This window comes from Bacillus sp. T3, assembly GCF_033449965.1.
GTDB lineage: Bacteria > Bacillota > Bacilli > Bacillales > Cytobacillaceae > Bacillus_BU.
This window is the reverse complement of sequence record NZ_CP137761.1, coordinates 3,148,312-3,166,267: the sequence shown is the minus strand read 5'-3', so window position 1 is coordinate 3,166,267 and position 17,956 is coordinate 3,148,312. Positions and strand designations below refer to the sequence as shown.

Below are 17,956 nucleotides of genomic sequence, written 5' to 3'. Positions count from 1 at the left end.
AAGGACCTGTCAAAATGCGACAGGTCCTTTAATATGTTGTTCAAAAGATACACCTTAAAGTAAAGATTTAAAGGAATGTCGAATCACATCGCCTCTACTAATAATTCCGACTAATACCCCGTTTCGTTCAACCGGAACTTTTTAATTTGTTTTCTTCCGAGAATGGCGGCGATACTTTCAATTTCTTCCTCAGAGGAAACGGTTATGACTTTTTTCTTAGCAATTTCCATTACGTTTAAATCTAATAATCTTTGCTTTCTGGCTTCAAATTCCTCGTCATCACCTTTAATTGTTAATGAATAATACATATTATCGATATAATAGTCCGGATGTTTGCCGATAAATCGCATGATATCGCCGTCACTTACATATGCAACCATTTCATTACGATCATTAACGATGGGAAGACCGCTAATTTGGTAACTAATAAATTTTTCAATAACAGACCGAACGGAATCGTCCTCTTTTACCTTAAATACTTGCTTATTCATTATTTGATGGGCTTTCATAAGTGTACTCCTAACAATTCACAAATAATATAGCATATGAATGCTATATTACTATTATATAATGAATCTAGGTAATTGGAAGCAAATAGAAAAAGCAAATGTTAATTTCTGAATCTTTATTATTTTATAGAGAAATAAAATTATATCTAAATATCAAAAATTTAACATTTCTCATTGCCAACTTCATGGAAATCTTTTAAAATTTTAACATTGGACATCTTGGGTGGTGAAATCGATGGAAATGTCAAAACACTTATTTTTTAATTTATCTCTCTTATTAGTGCTCCTATTTTTTATACAAATGTCAATTGAAAGAAATAATATGAATTATAAAAGGCCTTTTACGATTTTTTATGTATATGGAATCGTTGCCATTTTATTATGTATTTTCTTTTCAATGTTCCATGAAGTCGTGAGATTTGATTTAAGATTAATCCCTTTAATCATCGGAGGATTGTATCTTGGAACAGGATTTTTATTTGCAATCATTACCATTATTGTTAGAGCAATAATTGGAATTGATACAGGTTTTTGGGTTAGTTGTGTGTTAAGTTTATCAACCGCAACACTTTTGCTCCTAGCAAAGCCGTATTTTCTTAAGCTGTCTAGCAAAAATAGAATCTCGATTGCAGTTGTCTACAGTATTATTTCTTCGATGATCTTTTTAGGAATCGTATTCGTAATTGATCCAGTCGTGTATGGTATAGAGATTTGGATCCCCTATTTTGTTATTTCTGCTTTAGGAACTGGGATCATTGCCTACTCATTGGAATCCATGCATAGCAATATGAAAATGCGAGAACAATTGATGAAAACAAAAAAGATTGAAGCGGTCAGTCAAATGGGGGCAGCGATTTCTCATGAAATAAGAAATCCATTAACATCTGCAAGAGGCTTTATGCAATTTCTAAATGAGGGTAGTAATCTCGATCAAAGTCAACGAGATTATATCGGAATTGCGATTTCTGAATTAGATCATGCAGAAGAAGTTATTAGTAATTATCTCACCTTTGCTAAACCATCGATTGAAATGGTTGAGGATCTTGATGTTCATCGTAGTCTTGCCCAAGTTTTGAATGAACTATCGATTATGATAGGAACCAATAATGTTGAGATTGTGAAGAAGTTTTACTCTTCAGGAGACATTTCTGGAGATAAACAAATGGTTCAACGCTGTCTTTACAACCTGGTCAAAAATTGTATTGAATCGATGCCTGCAGGTGGTATTCTTACATTCGAAACGGAAGATGGGAAGAATTCCACAACTATTAAGATTTCCGATACGGGCTTTGGAATGACTGATGAACAAGTGAACCGTTTAGGTGAGCCATTTTATCTCATTAACGAAGGTAATGGGACAGGACTTGGAATGATGGTCGTACACAGTATTGTCAGAGCGCTGAATGGGTCGATTGAAATAAAAAGCAAACCTAACGAAGGCTCTCAGTTTATGTTAACCTTTCCTAAATCAGAAAGAACAAGGCAAATTGTCTAGCCTTGTTCTTTTTTGATGTTATGGAACTAATAACATAGGGATAAATGGATGCTATAGATTATTTTTTAGTGGTCGTTGGAAGGGATTGTTTTACCAATTGATGCCCATATACGGATATACCAGCTGCAATGATACCATTGACAATAGCATTAATTGTCAAGCCAAAGGAAAAACTTGCTATACCAAGTGAAACTATAGTAATAATCCATATGATGGACCAATCGGGTACTTTTGGGGTGCGTTTCAAAGCATATCCCAAAACCCATAGGGCAGGAATCAACATATAGTAGTTTTCATTTAACAATTTAAGCAAGTCCAATCTTTCCACCTCCAATCACTTGATTATAATAGTGTATGAAAGGGATGATGAAGGGTTTGGACTATTATATCGATTCGCTAAAATTAATTAAATAAAAGAAAAAAGTTCGAGTTTTCTTATTGAATTTTTAGAATATTTTATATATTATAAAATTAGAAAAACCGTTGAACGAGCGTTCGCTCAAAATTAACTTTACTATATTACATAATGAAATGCCTCGTATTTAATCAGTCATCATTGGGATATTTAATATCTTGAAAGGAAGTTTAAAATGATGTTAAACCAAGTCCTGGAATTGAACAGATGTATTAATGAGGATCGTCAAGTACTGTATGAGCTTTCAAAAAATAAAAATCTAAGTGACCCTTCTGTAGTTCAAGTCAGTCAAAATTTGGATAGAAAAATTTTCATGCTTCAAAAGGTCCTCATTGACGTTAAACAATAATCAATTTCCAATCTTGCCATACAACCCAAGGTGTGAAAAACCTTGGGTTCTTTTTTTGTTAGAATAAGTCATTTAAAACAATGAAACATGCATTATGCTACTTTTATCGCTTTTCCGAATGGTACCTTTGGAAGAAAATCGTTTGGAACGAGCCAAAACGTTTCATAATTTACTTTTTCCATTTCTTCGTAAAAAAAGCCAGTTACATCTGTAATGTAAAACAGTGTATCAATATTCTCTGCTTGCGCCCACTCAAGGACTAACGTGTAGGAGGCTTTCCCGTGATTATAATACTTAATTGTATCCGATTTAATCGGCTCAATACTTCGTATTTGATAGTCAGCTTGAACTAAGATCGTGTCAGGCTTTAATTGTTCAAATAATTTTACAATGTTATTGATTAGAATTGCATTGACTTGATTGGATGAAGTATCCACAGCGAGGGCAACCTTCTTCGTTTGTCGTTCTTGAATCATTGATAAAACACGTTTGTGCCATCTCAAAAAGACCATCTCCCTTTTGTTAGAATGAAGCAACAGTTCTTATTTTGACATGTTCTTTGTCAAAATATTATGGGTTTATATAGTCCTTCTCCCAAACATTCCCCAAATTAAAACCTTTGCCAAACATTTTTTAAAAATAAATAATATCACAGTTTTTCCTAAATTGAGCAACTGAGGAAAAACTTTTTACTTAATCCTGTCCTTTTCTTCTTTTCACTTATATATAAAGTGTGAAAGGAGGTGAAGGAAGATGGCACAGGAAATGTTGAAAGACACTGGAATCCGCCTGTTTTTTGAAACAGGCTTGGATGGTAATGGTGAACCAATCATCAAGAGTAAAAGCTTCAACAATGTTCGGAAGGAAGCAACAGTCGAGCAGATTTATCAAGCTTCACAAGCAATAGCAAGCTTAAGTTCTTATCCGCTGATTTCTTTGGAACGAAATAACAGCCTAGATGTTATTGCATAATAACATTTTGGATCAATGAAAAGCTAGGAGGTGAATACAATGGCAAAAACATTAGAATTGCTTTTTGTAACGGATACTGGAAAATCTGGCCGATTATCTATTGACAATCCCAAGGAGCCAATCGATCCTGTTCTCGTAAAACAGGCGATGGAGGCAATCATTACTTCACAGGCGTTTTTTACTGGAAATGGCTTTTTAACTAGTGTTAGTGGTGCACGGGTTGTTGATCGTAATGTGACGGATTACGAATTGTAGTAATGAATAGAATCTTGGGGCCGGTTTCAGACATGATACCGGCTCTGACTTTTTGAAACTAAGCAAATGAGGGGAGAGAACAATTGTGGAGCAATTCATTCCGTTCATAAGGGATGTTGGATTTCCAATCGTGGTCACGCTCTATTTATTGCATCGTATTGAAGCAAAATTAGATAGTGTTGTCCTATCGATTCAAACGCTTCCAGACCGCATGAAATAGGGAATGCAAACCATTGGGAATATTGACATTTAGGGAAAAAAATGCTATATTTTTCATAAGCCGTTGCATCGTGTTAGATTTATGCAAAAAGCTTGTTCTAATGTTTTGAATACGTTTGGATAAGTAATTAAAAGTAAAGCTATCAACGTTGTAAATTGGTGAATTTTACATGGTCTCTCCTCTGAGGACCAGCCAATAGGAGGATTTTTTCACATGAAAAACGGTAAAGTAAAATGGTTCAACTCAGAAAAAGGTTTTGGATTTATCGAAGCTGAAGACGGAAATGACGTATTCGTTCATTATTCTGCTATCCAATCAGAAGGCTTCAAAACATTAGAAGAAGGTCAAGAAGTATCTTTCGAAGTTGTTGAAGGTGCTCGTGGACCACAAGCTGCAAACGTTCAAAAGAAATAATTCAACCTAAAAATTCTTAACAGCTCAGCCTTCATGGTTGAGCTGTTTTTTGTCGAGTAATTATGGATTAATGTTTTATTAAAATAATGGTATTGATAATTGAGAATGTCGATTGATGAACACTTTGTTGATTGGAGCGGAAGGTGCGAGACTCCTGCGGGAGAAGGAGGCTCCCGGACTCCACCGCGGAAAGCGAGTACCTGGAGCGGAAATCAACAAACAATTTTAACACCTAAAATAATAATAAATTCACAACAAAGTTTCAGCAAATCATCACCTCATAAATTAATTCTTTTCTCATGTTTGATATAATGGAGATTAGTGATTCAAGAAGTTTAATAGAGAAGGTGATAGACATGAAGTTCATTCATACGGCTGACTGGCATCTTGGTAAGCTTGTCCATGGAAAGTACATGACAGAAGATCAAAAAATAGTCTTGGCGGAGTTTGCTGATGTCGTCCAAGAGGAAAAGCCAGATGCAATTGTCATCGCGGGCGATTTATATGATCGTTCTGTCCCGCCTACTGAAGCAGTTGAGCTTTTAGATGAAGTATTATATAAGCTTAATGTTGAATTAAAAACCCCTATTGTCGCCATTGCAGGCAATCACGATAGTGCAGAGCGTCTCTCGTTTGGGAGCTCATGGTATCGCAATAGTGATTTTTATCTAACAGGAAAACTAACAAAGGATTTTCGTCCTGTTCAAATAAATGGTGTAAATTTTTATCTTATTCCTTATGCAGAACCTGGAATCGTACGTCAATTACTCGAAAATGACACCATTCATTCTCATCAAGAGGCGATGCGTGCCATTATTGATCAAATAGAAAAAAATATGAATCACAATGAACCAAATGTCTTAGTTGGTCACGCCTTTGTTTTAGGTGGACAAACTTCAGATTCTGAACGGACATTATCAGTTGGGGGATCAGGATGTGTGGGAGCTGAGCTTTTTGCTCCATTTTCCTATACAGCTTTAGGCCATCTTCACAGCCCGGAGGCCATTCGCCATGACACAGTAAAGTATTCCGGTTCTTTATTAAAATATTCATTTTCTGAAGCAAAACAAAACAAATCCATTTCGATTATTGAAATGAATGATAAAGGACAGTTTGAGCAGCGCTACCGCTCTCTAACTCCTAACCAGGATATGCGGGAGCTTGAGGGCTATCTTGAGGAGTTACTTGACCCAAGCTTTTATGAAAAGCAAAAAGTAGATGATTATTTAAAAGTGACGCTACTAGATGAAGGTGCATTAATTGACCCAATCAATAAGCTGCGTCAGGTATACGAAAATGTCCTTCATTTGGAACGAAAGATTGCTGCGGTTGATCTTAAGAAGAAGACATCGTTATCAATCCAAAAGGATGAACGGAAGTCAGAGCTTGAACTTTTTGAACAATTTTATCAAGAAATGACAACGGCTGAATTTACGGAAGAAAAGCGAGAGGCAATGGTCTCAGTCATCGATAAAGTGCACAAAGAAGGGGGTGAATAGGATGAAACCAATTCATTTGATGATGCAAGCGTTTGGACCATACGCCAGTAAAGAGGATATTGATTTTTCTCTGCTTGGTAATCGGACAATGTTTGTCATATCTGGGAAAACAGGGGCGGGAAAAACGACCATCTTTGACGGAATTAGCTATGCGATTTACGGCAAAGCTAGTGGGGAAGATCGGAACGGTCCAGAGCTTCGTAGCCAATTTGCTAATGAGGAGGACCCAACAGAGGTCGCACTAGAATTTACATTACGGGGGAAACGATATTATATTTGGCGAGCCCCTCAGCAGTTAAAGAAGAAAAAGAATGGGGAAGGTTATACAACGATAAACGCGAAAGCGGAGCTATATCTTTTCGATGGTGAAGGGAATAAACAGCTTCTTGCGGCAAATGTACGGGATGTTGATGAACGAATTAAAGAAATTATGTTAATTGATAGCAATCAATTTAGGCAAATCTTAATGATTCCGCAAGGGGAATTTCGGAAGTTGTTAACATCGGATAGCAAGGACAAAGAGGTTATCCTGCAACGCTTGTTCCATACTGAGATTTATAAACAAGTCGAAGAAAAGCTCAAGGAAGAAGCGACTGAATTGAAACGAACGGTTGAAAAGCAAATGGAGGAACGGAGTATATCCATTCGCGGAATTCAAGTAGTGGATAATGAAGAACTTAAGAGCTACCTTGAGGCTGACAGTGTAAATGACACGCTAATCCTTCCCCTGCTGAAGCAAGAGATTATCGCCCAAAATGAAAATCTTCATCTATTAAAACAAGAAATAAATACAAAACAAACAGAGCGGGATACCCTTCAACAAAGCATTTATGAAGCGGAATTAATCTTAAAACAATTGAAGTTGAAGGATGAACTTTTTTCAAAGAAATTGGAACTTGAAAACCAACAGGATAACTATGAAAAAATGCAGAAGGAAGTCGGTTTAGGTCAAAAAGCGGCATTACTCGCTAAGCAGGAAGAGCTTTGTCATCATTTAAAAAAAGAGCTAGACGGAGCAAAGGACAATGCAACAATACTTCACGAACGAGTGACCAAATTATCGAAACAGCTTGAAGAACATACTAGGTTACTTGAAGAAGAGAAGGAACGAGAGCATGAGCGGAAACAAGCTGCTGATCACGTTAAGAACCTTCAGTTTATCAAGGAGGATGTATATTCATTTTCAAACCTAGAATTAACGGTCCAACAATTAAGGCAGCAACTTGCAAATCTCCAGGATCAGCAAAAGCAAGCAGAGGAAGAAAGTCTGCACACAGCTGAATTATTGATCAAGCTCCAACAGGAAAAGGGGCAGATTGAGCAAGGACAGCTTTTGTTTCTAGAAAATAGGCGAAAAATTGAACTGCTTGATGGGAAGCTTGACCAGCTAAAAAAATATGAGGATTTGCAATTGCGTTATGAGAAATCTAAATCAGTTATGGAAAACGCTAAAGCTTTTTTTGACAATTCCATCTTACGACTGAACGACGGAAAATCATTAGTAGAAGAGCTTGAACAGAAATGGCTTCAGAATCAAGCCGCGATTCTTGCAAACGGTCTGCAAGACGGAGCACAATGTCCTGTGTGCGGTTCAAACCACCATCCGGCACCAGCTATTGCAGTAGCGGGGACGGTCCAGCAAGAGGACATTAAAGCTGCGAAGCAGCAGGTAACCGTTTTAGAGGCTGAAAAGGGAAAGGCTGAATCAACCTTTTACCAATATCAATCTGCACAAAATGCAGTGATTCAATCTTTATCGGAGCTACAGGTTGATATTGTTCAAAATCATCCTAGTTTTACAGATACTGAATTGGAACCCATTCAGAAATCGATTTACGCCGAACGCTCAGAGCTCATCAGCATACAAACTCAGTTGAAAACAAAGATCAGCCAACTCGAGTCCATAGCGGCTCAAATCGAGAAGTATGAAAGTAATAAGCTGAAGCTAGAAGATAAAAGCAAGCAATTGCGTGAAGAACTTAATAGATTAACGATTCAATTTACGGAAAACAAAACTACGCTAACCCGAATGATTGGCCAAATTCCTGAAGAACTTCGAACGATTGATTCGTATGAGAAAGCTCTCAACCATGCAGTTGAAAGAAACACAGAGCTTATTGCTCGATTTGAAAAGGCGAATGTGCTCTATCAACAAACGAGGGAAGGCTATGCAACTGAAAAGGCTCGCCTCGAAACGGTTGAACAGCAGGTAGTCCAGGCAGGTGAAAAGTTAGAGAAGGAGAAAGCTGCTTTCGTAGAAAAGCTTTCTGAGCAGGGCTTTGAAAAATATGGAGAATATCAGGCAGCTAAAAAGTCAGAGCTGGAGCTTCAACAATTAATTGACCTGATTCGTGCATATCGTGAAGAGCTCCGCTCCGTCACAGATCGCTTTGTTGAGCTTGAGCAGCTACTGAAAGATGTAAAAGCACCTAATTTAGATCAGTTGACAGAATCGTTCTCGGCTATTAATCAACAGCTAATTGCCCTTCAAGACCAATATACAAGTAGGATGCTGCAAAAACGAAATAATGAAGATATTCTTGCAAAAGTGGAAAAATTGAATGAGGAATTGAAGGAGCTAGAAGAACGGTACAAGCTAATTGGTCATTTACATGAAATTGCAAAGGGCCAAAACACTTATCGAATTACATTCGAACGCTTTGTTTTAGCTGCATTTTTAGATGACATTTTATCACAAGCAAATGGTCGTTTATCGAAAATGACAAGCGGTCGTTTTCAATTGCTTCGTAAAACGGACCGATCAAAAGGAGCCGGCCAAAGTGGGCTTGAATTGCTTGTTTTTGACCAATACACAGGTCAAGAACGACACGTTAAAACACTTTCAGGTGGAGAAAGCTTTAAGGCTGCTTTGGCACTTGCACTTGGTCTTGCAGAAGTAGTCCAGCAATATGCAGGCGGTGTTTCATTAGAGACCATGTTTATCGATGAAGGCTTTGGAACGTTGGATCCAGAATCGTTAGAACAAGCAATTGAAGCTTTAATTGACATTCAAAGTAGCGGTCGATTGGTCGGTATCATTTCACATGTTCCCGAATTAAAGGAGCGAATTGATGCACGTCTTGAGGTATTCGCCACGCAATCCGGAAGCCTGGACAGAGTTTCAGCTAATGAATTAACTAGATAGAGAAGTAGGTGTCATAATTGGAGCAAAAAAGATATTTTACAATCGGAATGGCTGGTCATATTGACCATGGTAAAACCACCTTGACGAAAGCATTAACAAATGTGGATACGGATCGCTTAAAAGAAGAAAAAGAAAGACAAATCTCGATTGAGTTGGGCTTTGCCCCGCTATTTGAAGATAAGGAAGTTCAAATTTCCGTTATTGATGTCCCTGGACATGAACGCTTCATCCGGCAAATGATTGCAGGTGTCGCGGGGATAGATCTGGTTGTTTTGGTTGTAGCTGCTGATGAAGGTGTAATGCCGCAAACGAGAGAGCATTTAGATATTCTCGGATTTCTCGGTATCCGTAATGGGATTGTGGCCATCACGAAAATTGATCGCGTCGATGAAGAGTTTATTGATCTCGTAAAGGATGATATTTTCGAAGAATTACAAGGAACAGTTTTTGAAAGCTCACCCTTTGTGCTTGTTGATAGCCTATCGAAAAAAGGGATTAATGAGCTGAAAGAATTGATTGTAAGCACGTTAAAGAATCAAGAAATGAGAGATGCAAAAGGAGCGTTCCGCCTTCCAATTGATCAGGTATTTACAGTAAAGGGGCAAGGTACAGTTGTCCTGGGTACAGTATATGAAGGTACCGTTGAGGAAGGACAAGCCCTTATGATTATGCCGAAGGGAATTGAAGTGCGTGCCCGTCAGCTTCAGGTTCATCATCAGCCAGCTAAACAGGCATTTGCTGGTCAGCGTGCAGCGATAAACCTTTCTAATGTGGCTAAAGAGGACCTTGAGCGAGGGGATGTGGTCGTTTCCTCGGAACATTTCAATGTTACGAGAACAATCGACGTCGCAATCCGCGTCGTTGAAGACTTAGACTATATGGTGAAACAAAGAATGCCGATAAAATGTCATATTGGCACCGCTGAAGTGATGGGGCGAATCGTTTTCTTTGATCGAAATGAATTGAAAGAAGAAAATGGCGAAATTCTGTGCCAGCTTCGTTTGGAAGAGGAAGTTGTCACAAAGCGAGGGGACCGCTTTATTCTCCGCCTGCCGAGCCCCCAAGAAACAATAGGTGGCGGCTGGGTGATTGACCCTCGCGGTGAAAAATACCGATTTGGTGTGCAGACGATTGAAGAATTGGAAAAGAAAAAAATCGGCTCACCGAAGGAACGAATTGTGGCAGCCCTGAACCGAAGCTAAAAGCTTGGTCTTGACCGAGTTAATTAAAAGAACAGCGCTTGATGAAGAGACCTTAGCCAGTGAACTTACTGGAGATGAGTTCATTTTATATAACGGAAAGGAATACACGTTAAAGTCTTTAGTTATGCTAATCGAAGATGATCTATATGATCGGTTAAGCGATTATCATAAGGACTTTTCGATGAAGCAAGGGTTAAATAAAGCTGAGATTCTCCAGTCTATGCAAAAGCAATATCCGAAATCTTTACTAGATTATGTGATTGAACAAGGTGTAGAGAATGGGACGTTTGCTCGTAAGGATCAATTTGTCTTCCTGCGCGATTTTGAACCCCATGTTCCCCAAAGCTGGGCAAAGCGAACTGAAAATATGCTTCAGGTCATAAAAAAAGATGGATTTAAGGTTCGTTATTTACAGGACTATTTTAATGAAGCGGGAATACCAGAGAATCTGCGTGGTGACCTAAAGCGATTCTTAGAGGAGCAGGGTTTGATTTCAGCGCTTGATGACCAATATTATTGGCACGGGGATTTATTTGCTAGTGCTGTTGAGTCATTAAAGAACAACACTGGTCCCGAGTTTGAGGTGGGCGATGCGAAAGAGGTTCTCGATTTATCAAGGAAATATATGATTCCATTTTTAGAGAGACTAGACGCAAAAGGATTCACAAAGCGTGTTGATAATAAGCGCGTTTGGCAATAAGAGTGTGGGTTAGCAGGTTTGGGTGTTCCATTGTTATAATAGAAACCAATTCGTATTCTATTGATGCGAGTTGGTTTTTTTTGTGTAAAAAATTTAGAGTGGTGAGTGATGTGGGCATTTAATTTTGGTAAATCCGTTATCGTGCCCGTGAACGATGAAAAAAAAGCAGGAAGGGAACGATAAAGCGGTTATTGTGCCCGTGAACCTTGAAAAAGAAGTAGGAAGGGAACGATAAGTCCACTCGAGTCCCTGTCCACGTTACCACTAGGCAATATCCCCACCAACATATCATGAACAAAAAAGTCTGACTCCTAATATTCGAGAGTCAGACCAATTTATTATTATTGAACTTGCTTGATTTGAATATGTGTTGGTTGTGGTTTGCGTTTTAAGAATTGCTTCACCATGAATGATGGACCATTTAGATAGAATAAGTAACGCATTTCGATTACTTCTTTCATGAATGCAGCGAATTTTCCTTTAATAACAACAGGCCCAACTTTACCTACAGCTGCTCTTTCACCAATAGAAGCTACAGAGCCTTTGTGATGATATTCAAACGCTTCTAGCTGTTCGCCGCGAATGGTTGCAACGATATTCTTTGCACATACAGGAGCTTGTTGTAGGGCAACCTGTGCAGTTGGAGGAAGAGCAGATTTCTCATCCTTCATAAACCAAGCGTTGTCACCGATACAGAAAACGCCTTCTACATCAGGAATTCTTAAGAACTTGTCAACCTGCATTTTACCACGAACTGTTTTTAATCCAGCTTTATCAAATAGCTCATGGCCACGTACACCACAAGACCAAATTAATGTTTTAGTTGGAATTTCAATGCCAGGAGCTACTTTTACGTAGTTTTCTGTGCATTCTAGGATTTTAGTAGACGTCATAACCTGAACGCCATTTTCAATTAAGTACTTGTTCGTATAATCAACAGCTTCTTTTTCAAAGCCAGGTAGGACTGTTGGTGCAGCCTCAATGTTAATTATTTTAATTTTATTAAAAGGAACGCCATATGATTTTGCAATTTCAGGAAGCTTTTCAATTAATTCACCAATCATTTCAGTACCAGTGAAACCTGCGCCAGCTACTGCAAATGTTAAGCGAGATTCATCTTGGTCTTCCTTGTAAAGAGAGAATTGTTTTAAAATATGTGGGAACACTTCTTTTGATGTTCTGAAGCTTCTTAGATTAAATGCATGCTCCTCAATTCCAGGTGTTCCAAATGTTTCAACCTTGAAACCAAGTGCAACTAATAGGTAATCATAGCTTACTTCCTCGCCACCTTCTAAAAGGATGGTTTTGTGATTAAAGTCAAGGCTTGATACAGTTGCTTTTTTGAAGTTGATTTTCTTTTGATCAATAAGGTCGCGGATTGGCATAGCGATTTTTTCGTCAGAAGCTGTGCCAGCACATGTTTTGTGTAATTGAGTAGTTACATAGTGGTAGTCATGTTTATTGATTAGCATTACTTCTGCTTCGTCAGCTTTAAGTAATTTTTCTAAGTTCTTAGATGTCATTATTCCGCCATATCCAGCACCTAAAATGACGATTTTCGGTTTTGCCATGATAAAATCTCTCCTTTGTTTTTACATCAGATAATGTGTGAATTAGTTCACATTAATTAAGAAAAAAATAAGTGCAAATTAAGTTGATTTGATTGTGAAAGCATTCACATTTGATTATGTATTTAGCTTACGATATTCACTATGCTCATACAAGGTACTTTTCCCTATTAAATGTGACAAATTAATAAAAACTATGAATGAAGTAATAAAAAACTATGAATAACCTATTTTCAAAATGGAAAAAGGGTACCCCTAGCAAGTTAGCTTAGGGATACCCTTTTTAAGATTAAGCTTCTACGGGTTCTTTTGCTTTTTTCCGCATTGCTTCTGGAATATAAACGCAGTATGGTTCACTTTCTAAATAGTCACCAGTAACGCCGTATGCTCTAGAGCGGGAGCCGCCGCATACATGACGGAATTCACAAACACCACATTTACCTTTATACAGGTCAGGGTTTCGTAGTTCTTTGAGAACCTGGTGATTCACGGTAAATTTCTGCTAAAGATTTTTCACGAACATTTCCGACAACGATTGGAAGAAGTCCACTAGGTAAAACTTCACCAATATGAGAAACAAAGATAAAGCCAACGCCATCATTTACGCCTTTAGGTGCACGTTTTAAACCATCAATTTTAGAAGCCATGTCCTTGGTTAAAGTATCTTCATAATTGATTTCGTGCTTGTCTACACCATCAACATGCTCTCTTGCTTTTTGTTGGAAAACTACGCGACGGTAGTGCTGAGAAGCGGTTGTTTTAATATCGAAAGGTGCAGTTTTACTAAGATCATAAAGCCAACGGAATACCTTCTCATGCTCTGCAGGAGTAATACATGCGTCCTCTTGACCGCGACCTGGTTGGAACAAGAAGGAAAATATACCACATAATCGCCCCAAGTTCTTCAACTAGCTTCGCCATTTCTTCAAGGTGATCGTAGTTATAGCGAGAGATTACGGTATTGATTTGTAATGGCATACCTAATGCAACTAATTCACGAATTTTTTCTACTGTTAAATCGAATGACCCCTGGAGTACCACGGAATTGGTCATGGATTTCTGGAGTTGGACCGTCTAAACTAAAGCCCCATCGAGACAAGCCAACCTCTTTAGCACGAATCATTTTCTCTTTTGTTACATTTGCTGTCGCACTTGGTACCATCGATACACGCATGCCTTTTTTCACTGCATAATCTGCAAGTTCAAATAAATCCTCACGCATCATACAGTCTCCACCAGTAAAGACAAGCATCGGATTGTTCATATCATAAATTTGGTCGATTAAGTTAATGCCTTCTTCATGATTTAATTCACGTGGATCAGGAGTAAGTTGTGCATCTGCACGACAGTGCACACATTTCAATTGACAGGCACGAGTCACTTCCCAAATAACAATAAATGGATTTTCATTATAGTCAATTGCTGCTGCTCCACCTGGATGTCCGCCTGGATGCCCTTTTCCGTGAGGATGTCCGCCAGGATGACCCATCCCATGTGGGTGTCCTGCGTTGATTGGATGTCCGTTTCCATGCATGTATATCACCAACCCTTTATTTTCATGATGCCAAACACTATTGGCATAGAGTTTATCATTTTTTCTTGCTTCCTTCATTATACGGGTAGTTAAACTTAGTGGCGGTAGGGGTTATTACAATTTTGCAACAAAAATGAACCAAATTTGTGAACGGTAATTGGATGAAAATCCAAACATTAGCTTTTTATACGTTTAAAAAATATTAAAAATGACTATCTTGCTACTACTAACTTTTTTCAATGGAGGGGAAATCGTTTGGAATCTACATTTAATGAAATGGATTCGATTTTTCAACGGACTAGAAATGCTTTGACCGAATTCATGGGAATTATCACGCCAATTATTAATAACTCAACAGATGATCATGAACGCCTATATTGGCACCATATTTACGAAGAGGAAGACCACCGCTCGGACCGCTTGAATTTGCTTTTGCCAAAGCTTGAGCAGGTGATGAATAAAGAAATAACGATTACGGAGAACCATGGTGATTTCCTGCATCTCCTACAAGACATAAGTTTAGAAAAGTTTGGTCTTCATAATTTCTTAGAGCATTTAGATTTGTCTTTGTTCCAATTTAAGGGAACTGAATTTGAGGAGCAAATTCAGGCATTAAGAGATTTCACCTATGATGATTATCAAAAAATGAAGGTTATTTTGGATACATTGAATCAAGAATTTAAAGGTGGTATTCAATTTAATACTTCAATTCCTACCGATGAAAAGTCAGGTATAGGTGAGAGTTTGAAAATTGCTGCCTATACACATGATCACGATCACGACCATGATCATGATCACCATGTACCGATAGGGCAAAAACCAAACCAAACGTATAAAAAAGGATTAACAGTTGGAAGTTTAAAACAATAGTGAAGGAAGTGAATGAATTGGATAAAACAACACTTTTTCCAGAGGCTCCTTTAACAAGAGAGGAATGGCATGAACTGGAACAAACTGTTTTTAATAGTGTAAAAAAACAATTGGTGGGCAGACGATTTATTGATATTTATGGACCGCTTGGAGAAGGGGTCCAATCCGTTACAAATGATATTTATGAATCTCCTGAACAAGGTGCCATAAGTTTTCATGGTGAGAACTCGGAATTATCTGTTCCAACAAGGAGAGTAAATTTAACGATTCCGATGCTGTATAAGGATTTTGTATTGTATTGGCGTGATATTCAGCAGGCGAAGACATTAGGAAGTCCGATTGATTATTCGGCATCAGCCAATGCTGCGCAGCAAAGTGCTTTGCTTGAGGACGATATTATTTTCAATGGTTCAAAAGAATTCAATATTCACGGCATCATGAATGTAAAAGGGAAGTTATCTCATATTCGCAGTGATTGGATGGAGTCTGGCAATGCCTTTAGTGATGTAGTCGAGGCGAGAAATAAATTATTGAGAATGGGCCATACAGGACCATACGCATTGGTATTGTCACCTGAGCTCTATGCACTCGTGCACCGCGTTCATCAAGGAACACATGTATTAGAGATTGAGCATATCCTGGAGCTTATGACGGCAGGTGTTTATCAATCACCGATGATTAAAAGTGGCACAGGTGTGGTCGTCGATGCTGGTAAGCAAAATCTTGATCTCGCCATTGCCAGCGATTTTGATACGGTGTTTTTAGATCTTGATAATTTAAACTATCATTTTCGTGTATATGAAGCCATTGTTCCAAGGATTAAGCGTCCTACAGCTATCTGTACTTTAGAGGATTTTAATGAATAAGAAAATAAGTGCTAGGTAAAAAAAAGAGACTGACCCTTTGTGAGTCAGCCTCTTTTCTTGTATGGTGTTTTAAAAACTATGGAGAAGATTGCCCTCGATGGGAAATAATCATGGCTTGGGAACGCTTATCCTATTTCTTGCTCGGAGCATGCTGTTGCCTGCTTTATTCTTCTAAGCAATTGAATAAATTTTTTCAGGAAAAATGATGCTGGTGTCAACTTCTTTTTTTGCAGTAGGAAGACCGATATCGTCAATAATCATACGAGCTTCCTCTCGAAAAATAGGCGTTGAACTACCATCGTTGACTTCAAACAAACGCTTTAAATACTTCATTTTTTCGATTGTTTTTGCCTGTTTATAAGCATTATTTTTTAGTTCATGTATTTTTTTATGTTTTGGCTCGTGGATTAAGCCGAGTTCAGAAATGTTGATAATTAGATGTTGATTCTCCTCGGTTACAAATCCGATGGAATAAATAGCTGACCCTAGTAGATCAATGTTTGTAATCACAGCGTGTTGATAGTTTTCACCTGTGCGAAGACGAAGTGTGTTAACTTCGATGACACCGCCTACTTTTCGTTCGTTTACAAGGAGTTTATGGATATCTTTTAAGCCGTTAATTTGATAAGTCATGTTGAAGCCTCCTGATGAGGTAATTTTTCAAATCGATTATTTATTGTTAGTTTATATTTTGTGTTGAGAACAATTATCATTTTCAATATAGGTTCATTTTACAAGGAAGTTTATCGTGCGTCAATAGGATGAAAGGTGTCTATTTTGTAAATACATTATTTTCTAATGGGGAGGATCCGAGTGAAGAGATTAACGATTGGTTCATTAAAAGAGAACTATGGCAGCATACCGCAAATTCAATCTGCCATTGTCGTGACGAAGCAAGAGTTGAAGAAAATGAAAAGAATCCTAGAGCTGGAGCAAAATCAGACCTATTACATGGTGGAAGTTGAGAAAGAGCAGTCCATCTTAGATGCTGCATTAGAAAAGGGGATTAGACTGGAGTATAAGTGTAAAAAAGGAACGTGTGGACGGTGTAAGGTAAGAATTATCAATGGACTTACATACCTACAGCGCGCAAACCACCTTGAACAAGTAAAACTTGAGCACCTCATAAAACATGGCTATCGTTTAGCTTGCCAAGCGCGTGCAAAATAATAAAGCAGTGGGGCCCCCACCGCTTCATTATTTATAAAAACCTAATTCTTCAGAAATATCCTCTGCTGCTTTAATGGTTAAGGAAACAAGTTCCTCAATCCTTTGGGTATTAACTGTTGATATAGGAATAAGAACACTAACTGCCGCCACAATTTTTTCTTCCCAGGAAAAGATCGGTGCTGCAATATCGGCTATTCCCTCAGAAATTTCACCCACAGTAATGGCACACCCTTGTTGTTTAATCAATTTTAATTCATTTTCTAACATTTCTTTTGGTAGTGTAGGGTCCATAGAACATAACGAGCTGATTGTTCTATCTTTCAAGGATGATGGGAGATAGGTTAATAGGACCTTATTTGCAGCTCCAATGTGAAGTGGGTTTCGTAGGAGTGATGGATCAATGTTCAGTGCTGAAGTGGGATTATTCCAATTGACAACGATCCCTTCAATGTCTTCGATTACGGTTAGACAGGTACAATGTTTTGCTTTATCTGCTAGTTTTTCCATGATGGGCAAGGAGTTTTGATAAACAGATAGACTATTCCGGAAAGCAAAACCCATTTGAATAAGGTTAAAGCTAAGCCGGAATTTTTTCGTTTCCATGTTTTTTGAAACAAAGCCCGCCTCAGAGAGTGAATTAAGTAATCTGTGTACTGTCTGGACTGGAATTTCTAGTTTTTTACTGATTTCTGTAGCGCTCCATTCCTCCTTATCTTTTTCAGGCTTAATCGCTTCGAGAAGGATTCTTGACTTTTGGATGACACTAGACAAAG

The 17,956-nt window shown here is 38.1% G+C and carries 16 protein-coding genes and 3 pseudogenes; 12 read left to right on the top strand and 7 right to left on the bottom strand.

Annotated elements, in window-relative coordinates:
- Positions 1-54: 54 nt before the first annotated feature.
- A pseudogene (locus RGF10_RS16250) lies at positions 55-509 on the bottom strand (CBS domain-containing protein).
- A gap of 235 nt (positions 510-744) precedes the next feature.
- Here RGF10_RS16250 and RGF10_RS16245 point away from each other — a divergent pair.
- Positions 745-2,004: a HAMP domain-containing sensor histidine kinase gene (locus tag RGF10_RS16245; protein WP_318503750.1), complete on the top strand. Its 1,260-nt coding sequence runs from the start codon at positions 745-747 to the stop codon at positions 2,002-2,004.
- A gap of 58 nt (positions 2,005-2,062) precedes the next feature.
- Here RGF10_RS16245 and RGF10_RS16240 read toward each other — a convergent pair whose 3' ends face one another.
- Entirely contained in the window at positions 2,063-2,332 is a 270-nt protein-coding gene (locus RGF10_RS16240; RefSeq protein WP_318503749.1) for a phage holin family protein, read from the bottom strand.
- A 262-nt stretch (positions 2,333-2,594) separates the two neighbouring features.
- On the opposite strand from RGF10_RS16240, the gene RGF10_RS16235 reads away from it, so the two are divergent.
- Positions 2,595-2,768, top strand: a complete 174-nt coding sequence (locus RGF10_RS16235; protein WP_318503747.1) for an aspartyl-phosphate phosphatase Spo0E family protein — start codon at positions 2,595-2,597, stop codon at positions 2,766-2,768.
- 92 nt (positions 2,769-2,860) lie between these two features.
- Here the strand turns inward: RGF10_RS16235 and RGF10_RS16230 are convergent, their stop codons facing one another.
- The gene (locus RGF10_RS16230) at positions 2,861-3,271 is read right to left on the bottom strand and encodes a VWA-like domain-containing protein (RefSeq protein WP_318503745.1); all 411 of its coding nucleotides are present in this window, start codon (positions 3,269-3,271) and stop codon (positions 2,861-2,863) included.
- Positions 3,272-3,521: 250 nt separating this feature from the next.
- On the opposite strand from RGF10_RS16230, the gene RGF10_RS16225 reads away from it, so the two are divergent.
- The 7 genes and pseudogenes from RGF10_RS16225 to selB all read left to right on the top strand — a co-directional run bounded on the left by RGF10_RS16225 (position 3,522) and on the right by selB (position 11,175).
- Positions 3,522-3,740: a DUF1659 domain-containing protein gene (locus tag RGF10_RS16225; RefSeq protein WP_318503744.1), complete on the top strand. Its 219-nt coding sequence runs from the start codon at positions 3,522-3,524 to the stop codon at positions 3,738-3,740.
- Between the two features lie 39 nt (positions 3,741-3,779).
- Positions 3,780-3,995 carry a DUF2922 domain-containing protein gene (locus tag RGF10_RS16220; RefSeq protein ID WP_318503742.1) on the top strand — a complete coding sequence of 72 codons (216 nt, stop codon included), beginning with the start codon at positions 3,780-3,782 and terminating at the stop codon, positions 3,993-3,995.
- 85 nt (positions 3,996-4,080) lie between these two features.
- Complete coding sequence (locus RGF10_RS16215) at positions 4,081-4,215, top strand: YvrJ family protein (protein WP_318503741.1); 135 nt, start codon at positions 4,081-4,083, stop codon at positions 4,213-4,215.
- A 213-nt stretch (positions 4,216-4,428) separates the two neighbouring features.
- On the top strand, positions 4,429-4,629 hold the full coding sequence (locus RGF10_RS16210; protein ID WP_318503739.1) for a cold-shock protein: 201 nt from the start codon (positions 4,429-4,431) through the stop codon (positions 4,627-4,629).
- A gap of 356 nt (positions 4,630-4,985) precedes the next feature.
- Complete coding sequence (locus tag RGF10_RS16205) at positions 4,986-6,128, top strand: exonuclease SbcCD subunit D (RefSeq protein ID WP_318503737.1); 1,143 nt, start codon at positions 4,986-4,988, stop codon at positions 6,126-6,128.
- A gap of 1 nt (position 6,129) precedes the next feature.
- Positions 6,130-9,273 (top strand): SMC family ATPase, encoded by a 3,144-nt coding sequence (locus RGF10_RS16200; protein ID WP_318503735.1) that lies wholly within the window; start codon positions 6,130-6,132, stop codon positions 9,271-9,273.
- 47 nt (positions 9,274-9,320) lie between these two features.
- Positions 9,321-11,175 (top strand): annotated as a pseudogene (gene selB / locus RGF10_RS16195) (selenocysteine-specific translation elongation factor).
- A 341-nt stretch (positions 11,176-11,516) separates the two neighbouring features.
- Here selB and RGF10_RS16190 read toward each other — a convergent pair.
- On the bottom strand, positions 11,517-12,746 hold the full coding sequence (locus tag RGF10_RS16190) for an NAD(P)/FAD-dependent oxidoreductase (protein ID WP_318503733.1): 1,230 nt from the start codon (positions 12,744-12,746) through the stop codon (positions 11,517-11,519).
- Between the two features lie 286 nt (positions 12,747-13,032).
- Positions 13,033-14,232: pseudogene (locus RGF10_RS16185) on the bottom strand (TIGR04053 family radical SAM/SPASM domain-containing protein).
- A gap of 300 nt (positions 14,233-14,532) precedes the next feature.
- Between RGF10_RS16185 and RGF10_RS16180 the strand changes: the two are divergent.
- Together RGF10_RS16180 and RGF10_RS16175 are read left to right on the top strand one after the other, a co-directional pair.
- On the top strand, positions 14,533-15,147 hold the full coding sequence (locus tag RGF10_RS16180; RefSeq protein WP_318503731.1) for an IMEF encapsulin system ferritin-like cargo protein: 615 nt from the start codon (positions 14,533-14,535) through the stop codon (positions 15,145-15,147).
- A gap of 17 nt (positions 15,148-15,164) precedes the next feature.
- Positions 15,165-16,013, top strand: coding sequence for a family 1 encapsulin nanocompartment shell protein (locus RGF10_RS16175; protein WP_318503730.1), 849 nt, complete (start codon positions 15,165-15,167; stop codon positions 16,011-16,013).
- 171 nt (positions 16,014-16,184) lie between these two features.
- Here RGF10_RS16175 and RGF10_RS16170 read toward each other — a convergent pair whose 3' ends face one another.
- The gene (locus RGF10_RS16170; protein WP_318503727.1) at positions 16,185-16,646 is read right to left on the bottom strand and encodes a hypothetical protein; all 462 of its coding nucleotides are present in this window, start codon (positions 16,644-16,646) and stop codon (positions 16,185-16,187) included.
- A 180-nt stretch (positions 16,647-16,826) separates the two neighbouring features.
- On the opposite strand from RGF10_RS16170, the gene RGF10_RS16165 reads away from it, so the two are divergent.
- Entirely contained in the window at positions 16,827-17,183 is a 357-nt protein-coding gene (locus tag RGF10_RS16165; RefSeq protein ID WP_318503725.1) for a 2Fe-2S iron-sulfur cluster-binding protein, read from the top strand.
- A 27-nt stretch (positions 17,184-17,210) separates the two neighbouring features.
- Here the strand turns inward: RGF10_RS16165 and RGF10_RS16160 are convergent, their stop codons facing one another.
- Positions 17,211-17,954, bottom strand: a complete 744-nt coding sequence (locus RGF10_RS16160; protein WP_318503724.1) for an IclR family transcriptional regulator — start codon at positions 17,952-17,954, stop codon at positions 17,211-17,213.
- Positions 17,955-17,956 lie beyond the last annotated feature (2 nt).

Bases quoted from the DNA above. Each gene is read 5' to 3' on its own strand.
- RGF10_RS16220 (WP_318503742.1), top strand. From the start codon at position 3,780: ATGGCAAAAACATTAGAATTGCTTTTTGTAACGGATACTGGAAAATCT.
- RGF10_RS16200 (WP_318503735.1), top strand. From the start codon at position 6,130: ATGAAACCAATTCATTTGATGATGCAAGCGTTTGGACCATACGCCAGT.
- RGF10_RS16245 (WP_318503750.1), top strand. From the start codon at position 745: ATGGAAATGTCAAAACACTTATTTTTTAATTTATCTCTCTTATTAGTG.
- RGF10_RS16190 (WP_318503733.1), bottom strand. From the start codon at position 12,746: ATGGCAAAACCGAAAATCGTCATTTTAGGTGCTGGATATGGCGGAATA.
- RGF10_RS16210 (WP_318503739.1), top strand. From the start codon at position 4,429: ATGAAAAACGGTAAAGTAAAATGGTTCAACTCAGAAAAAGGTTTTGGA.
- RGF10_RS16205 (WP_318503737.1), top strand. From the start codon at position 4,986: ATGAAGTTCATTCATACGGCTGACTGGCATCTTGGTAAGCTTGTCCAT.
- RGF10_RS16225 (WP_318503744.1), top strand. From the start codon at position 3,522: ATGGCACAGGAAATGTTGAAAGACACTGGAATCCGCCTGTTTTTTGAA.
- RGF10_RS16235 (WP_318503747.1), top strand. From the start codon at position 2,595: ATGATGTTAAACCAAGTCCTGGAATTGAACAGATGTATTAATGAGGAT.
- RGF10_RS16170 (WP_318503727.1), bottom strand. From the start codon at position 16,646: ATGACTTATCAAATTAACGGCTTAAAAGATATCCATAAACTCCTTGTA.